Origin of the sequence: Promicromonospora kroppenstedtii DSM 19349 (genome assembly GCF_000515355.1) — a bacterium.
Lineage (GTDB): Bacteria > Actinomycetota > Actinomycetes > Actinomycetales > Cellulomonadaceae > Promicromonospora > Promicromonospora kroppenstedtii.
In genome coordinates, this window is the sequence record NZ_KI911686.1 from 104,702 (window position 1) to 109,404 (window position 4,703).

Below are 4,703 nucleotides of genomic sequence, written 5' to 3' on the forward strand. Positions count from 1 at the left end.
CGCGCCGAGCAGCACGCGCCGGACCGGCCGCGGCATCGACCGGAACCGGCCGGCGGTCTCCAGCGTCACGTCCCCGCCCGACAGCGCGCAGGCCAGCCGCAGGACGTCGGTCACGGTGTCGACCTCGGGCTCCCGCCCGTACAGGACGTGCGTGGCGTTGACGATCGCGCGCGCCGACCGCAGGGGGACCGACCTGGGCTGTGCCATGGCCGCGCAGTGGCCCGCGAGCCGCCCGAGGTCGGCCAGGTCGGTGTCGGACAGCGGTGTCGTGCTGCCCGCGAGGTGCAGGTAGAGGTGGTGGGCCTCCTCGTCGAGCGTGCCGCCGGCGTCGAGCACCGTGCGCCGGTCTCCGAGCGCGGGCAGGAACGCGTCGTGCGCCGCGGCCATCTCCTCGTAGGTGTGCTGGTAGCGGCCGTAGGTCGGCAGGCCGAGCAGGTCGACGGGTCCACGTGTCAGGAGCTCCGCCGCCTGGCCCTCCTGCGGCGTGCCGCGCAGCGCGTCCTCCAGTGCCGAGACCCAGAAGCCGTCGGTGTCCGGCACGTTCTCGGGGAAGTCCTTGAAGTACGCGTTGTGCTCCACGTGCGCGCCGAGCGTCCCGTGGACCACGGCGAGCGTCCGCGCCGCGACCAGCCGCGCGTCCTGCGGGGCCAGCCCGCCCAGGTAGCCCAGCAGGCGACCGGACGCCTTGAAACCCGAGGTGAGGAGCACGGCGTCGAATCGCCGGGCGACCGACGCGGCGTCGCCGGCCGAGTCCTCGGTGCGGGGGACGCGCCACGTCCGGCGGACGACCAGATCGAAGATCTCCTGAGACATGACGCGCATCGTGGCACGGAACCGTGGTGCGGAGGGACAGGTTTCCCGTGCCACGATGGCCGCATGCCTCTCGCATCCCGGTACCTCGCAGCAGAGGACCGTTACGACACCATGCAGTACCGCCGCACCGGCCGCTCGGGCCTCGACCTGCCCGCGCTGTCCCTGGGGCTCTGGCACAACTTCGGTGACACCAGCCCGTTCGACACGCAGCGCGCCATCCTGCGCCGCGCGCTCGACCTGGGCGTCACGCACTTCGACCTGGCGAACAACTACGGTCCGTCCTACGGCGCGGCCGAGGCGAACTTCGGCCGGCACCTCGCCGCCGACCTCAGGCCCTACCGCGACGAGCTGATCCTCTCCACCAAGGCCGGCTACGACATGTGGCCCGGTCCGTACGGCGACCACGGCTCGCGCAAGTACCTGCTGGCCAGCCTCGACCAGTCGCTGACCCGGATGGGTGTCGACTACGTCGACGTCTTCTACCACCACCGCCCCGACCCCTCGACGCCGCTCGAGGAGACCATGGGCGCGCTGGCCTCCGCCGTCCAGCAGGGCAAGGCGCTGTACGTCGGCGTCTCCAACTACTCGCCCGCGCGCACGCGCGACGCCGCGCGCATCCTCGGCGAGCTGGGCGTGCCGCTGCTGATCCACCAGCCGTCCTACTCGATGTTCAACCGGCACATCGAGGACCCCGCGCACGAGGACGGGTACGACGGCGTGCAGAGCGAGTCGCTGCTCGACGTCGTCGGCGAGCTCGGCATCGGGACCATCGTGTTCTCCCCGCTGCAGCAGGGCCTGCTGACCAGCAGGTACCTCGGCGGCGCGGCCCCGGAAGGGTCGCGGGCCGCTCGCTCCGACTCGCCGTTCCTCTCGGACCGGGCCCTCACCGAGGACTACCTGGTCCGCGCCAAGGCGCTCAACGACATCGCCGCCGGCCGCGGCCAGACGCTCGCGCAGCTCGCGCTCGCCTGGGTGCTGCGCGACGAGCGCGTGACGTCGGCGCTGATCGGCGCGTCGTCGGTGGCGCAGCTCGAGGACAACGTCGCTGCGCTCGCGGCGGGCCCCCTGTCCGCCGACGAGATCGCGGCGATCGAGCCCCTGGCCCGTCCGCTGGGCTGAGCGGCCGGGCCCCGTCTCGTCAGCGTCCCCACACCCTGAGTTCCACCGCACTTCACGAGGCCGTCGCGCCGAATCGACTCGGCCGGCGGACCATGAGGGGGTCGCCGCTCGACGGGGAGGGGTACTGGGAGGTACTGCACTCGCGAGAAGGAGCACCAGCGTGTCCGAAACGAAGTCCGTGATCGTCGTCGGTGCCGGCATGGTCGGCCTGGCCACCGCCTGGCACCTGCAGGAACGCGGCGCCGAGGTGACGGTTCTCGACCGGCACGGCGTCGCCGCCGGCTCCTCCTGGGGAAACGCCGGCTGGCTCACGCCGGGCATGGCGATGCCGCTGGCCGACCCGTCGCTCTGGGCGTACGGCCCGAAGGCGATGCTCGACCCCGACGCCGCCCTCAGCGTGCCGTTCCGCTTCGACCGGGCGCTCTGGGGCTTCCTCGCGCGATTCATGACGCACGCGACGCCGTCCGCGTGGCGGCACGCGATGGCGGCCCTCACGCCGATCGACCGCTTGGCGCTCGACGCGTACGACGAGCTCGAGTCCGGCGGCGTCCACGCGACGTCGTACCCGAGCCCCTGGGTGGTGGGGTTCGAGCGGGAGCACCAGTCGCGCCCGTTCGTGCACGAGCTGCGGGGCGTGGCCCGGGCCGGCCAGGAGGTCCGGCTGTCCCGGATGCCCGACGGCGTGCGCGTGCCGCACCTCTCCCGGGCCGTCAAGGAGATCTGGACCCTGGACGGGCAGCGGTACATCGAGCCCGGCCCGTACGTGCAGGCGCTGGCGACATCGGTCAGCGCGCGGGGCGCGAAGGTGCTCACGGACGCGCGGGTCACGGAGGTCCGGCCGCTGCCCGACGGCGGTTCCGAGGTGCACGTCGCGGGCCACGACCCGCTGCGGTCCGACGCAGTCGTGGTCGCCACGGGCGCGTGGCTCCCGGACCTGACGCGGCGACTCGGCGTCCGCACACGGGTGCAGGCCGGGCGCGGGTACTCGTTCAGCGTGCCCGTCTCGGGGCCGCCGATCGACCACCCGGTGTACTTCCCGGCCCGCCGCGTGGCCTGCACCCCGTACCAGGGGCGGCTGCGGATCGCCGGGACCATGGAGTTCCGCGGACCGGACGAGCCGTTCCAGCCGCGCCGCGTCCGGGCCATCGTGAACTCGGTCCGGGGACTGTTCGACGGCGTCGACCTGGACTCCCGCGTGGACGAGTGGGTGGGCTCCAGGCCGGTGACGCCGGACGGGCTGCCGCTCGTGGGCCGGACGGCGGCGCGCGGCGTCTACGTGGCCGGCGGCCACGGCATGTGGGGCATGGTGCTGGGCCCGGCCACGGGCCGCGCGCTGGCGACGCAGATCACGACGGGGGAGACGCCGGAGGAGATCCGGCCGTTCGACCCGCTGCGCTGAAGACCGGCGCGGGCGGCGTCAGGCCGCGCGCCCGGCCAGCCGGTCGAGCCCGTCGAGGATCAGGTCGAGGCCGAACTCGAACTCGGTCTGGTCGTCGCACCAGCCCAGGTTGGCGCCCGGCTCGTCGTGGGCGACCTCGGCGAGCATCTGCACCACGTGCGGCACCTGCTCGGCCATCTGCTGGAGCATCGCGGTCGCCTCGTCGTCGGCGCCCTCCCTGGCTCCGCCGTCGGCGGCCGAGCCCGCGCTCGCGCCGTCCGGCTCGAAGAGCTCCTGCGAGAACCCGAACGCGCGGCTGCCCAGGGCGTGCATCGCGTGGTGCACCAGGTCCCAGGAGAAGCCGCCGCGCCGCATCAGTCCCAGCAGCGAGTCGCAGTACCGGACGATGTGCAGGCTGAACGAGGTCCGCGTCTCCAGGACGGTCGACGCCCACGGGTGGCGCAGCAGTACCGAGCGCGCCGTGAGGATCTGCCGGCGCATCGTGGGCTTCCAGGCCGACGGCGGCGCGTCGTCGGGCAGCGGGTCGAGCAGGGCGACCGCGTCCTGGATCTCCGCCGCGACGACGTCCACCACGCCGTCCAACAGGTCCTCCTTGCTGGCGACGTGGTGGTAGAGCGACATGGCCTCGATGCCGACCTCGCGGGCCAGGCTGCGCATGGTGAGCGCCCCGAGGCCGTCCCGGTCCGCCAGGGCGACCGCCGACTCCAGCACCCGGGCGCGGGTGAGGGCGGTCCGTGCTGGTGTGCCTGTGGTCTGCGGGGAAGTCATGGTCTCGCGATCCTACGTCCGCCGACCCTTGACGCGGCCTGGCGACGGTCCTACCTTACGACGTAAGGCTTACGCCGTAAGTCTCCTCCGGAAAGGTGGCGCGCCATGTGGGCCTGGATCCTGTGGGTGGTAGGGGCTCTTCTCGTGCTGGGGCTCGCCGCGTTCGTGGCGCTGGTGCTGGTCATGCGCACCAAGAACCGGCGAGGGCTGGCCGTGGTGCGCCGGTTCAACCGGCGGTTCACCAACCGTGCCGCGTTGCGGGACGCGGGAGAGCCCGGAGCGTCCGCCGCGCTCGTCCGGCACGTCGGCCGCCGGTCCCGGGCGTCGTACGCGACACCGATCGGCGTGTACCGGATGGACGGCGACTTCCTCGTGTACCTCCCGTACGGCACCGCCGTGGACTGGCTGCGGAACGTCCGGGCGGCCGGCGCCGCGGAGCTGCGGGTCGACGGGCACGACCACACGGTGACCCCGGAGATCGTCGAGCCGGCCGAGGCGCTGCCCTACCTGACCGCGGCGGACCGGCGTGTCGCGCGCCTGTTCGGGGTCACCGACTTCCTCGCGCTGCGGCGGGTGCCGGTCGGCCCGGACGGCGCGGGTGCAG

Annotated in this window: 4 protein-coding genes and 1 pseudogene; 3 read left to right on the forward strand and 2 right to left on the reverse strand. The window is 73.4% G+C overall.

Annotation, left to right across the window (positions count from 1 at the left end):
* A pseudogene (locus PROKR_RS15105) lies at positions 1 to 813 on the reverse strand (hypothetical protein); the annotation flags it as partial.
* Between the two features lie 63 nt (positions 814 to 876).
* Between PROKR_RS15105 and PROKR_RS15110 the strand changes: the two are divergent.
* Positions 877 to 1,932 (forward strand): aldo/keto reductase, encoded by a 1,056-nt coding sequence (locus PROKR_RS15110; RefSeq protein ID WP_036964455.1) that lies wholly within the window; start codon positions 877 to 879, stop codon positions 1,930 to 1,932.
* 160 nt (positions 1,933 to 2,092) lie between these two features.
* A complete protein-coding gene (locus PROKR_RS15115; RefSeq protein ID WP_084800463.1) occupies positions 2,093 to 3,331 on the forward strand; it encodes an NAD(P)/FAD-dependent oxidoreductase in 1,239 nt (412 codons plus the stop codon).
* 18 nt (positions 3,332 to 3,349) lie between these two features.
* Here PROKR_RS15115 and PROKR_RS15120 read toward each other — a convergent pair whose 3' ends face one another.
* Entirely contained in the window at positions 3,350 to 4,099 is a 750-nt protein-coding gene (locus PROKR_RS15120; protein WP_036964456.1) for a TetR/AcrR family transcriptional regulator, read from the reverse strand.
* 105 nt (positions 4,100 to 4,204) lie between these two features.
* On the opposite strand from PROKR_RS15120, the gene PROKR_RS15125 reads away from it, so the two are divergent.
* On the forward strand, positions 4,205 to 4,703 hold a 499-nt coding region (locus PROKR_RS15125; protein WP_051433025.1), incomplete at its 3' end, for a nitroreductase family deazaflavin-dependent oxidoreductase.

Coding starts and splice junctions, on each gene's coding strand:
- PROKR_RS15120 (WP_036964456.1), bottom strand. CDS start 4,099: ATGACTTCCCCGCAGACCACAGGCACACCAGCACGGACCGCCCTCACC.
- PROKR_RS15110 (WP_036964455.1), top strand. CDS start 877: ATGCCTCTCGCATCCCGGTACCTCGCAGCAGAGGACCGTTACGACACC.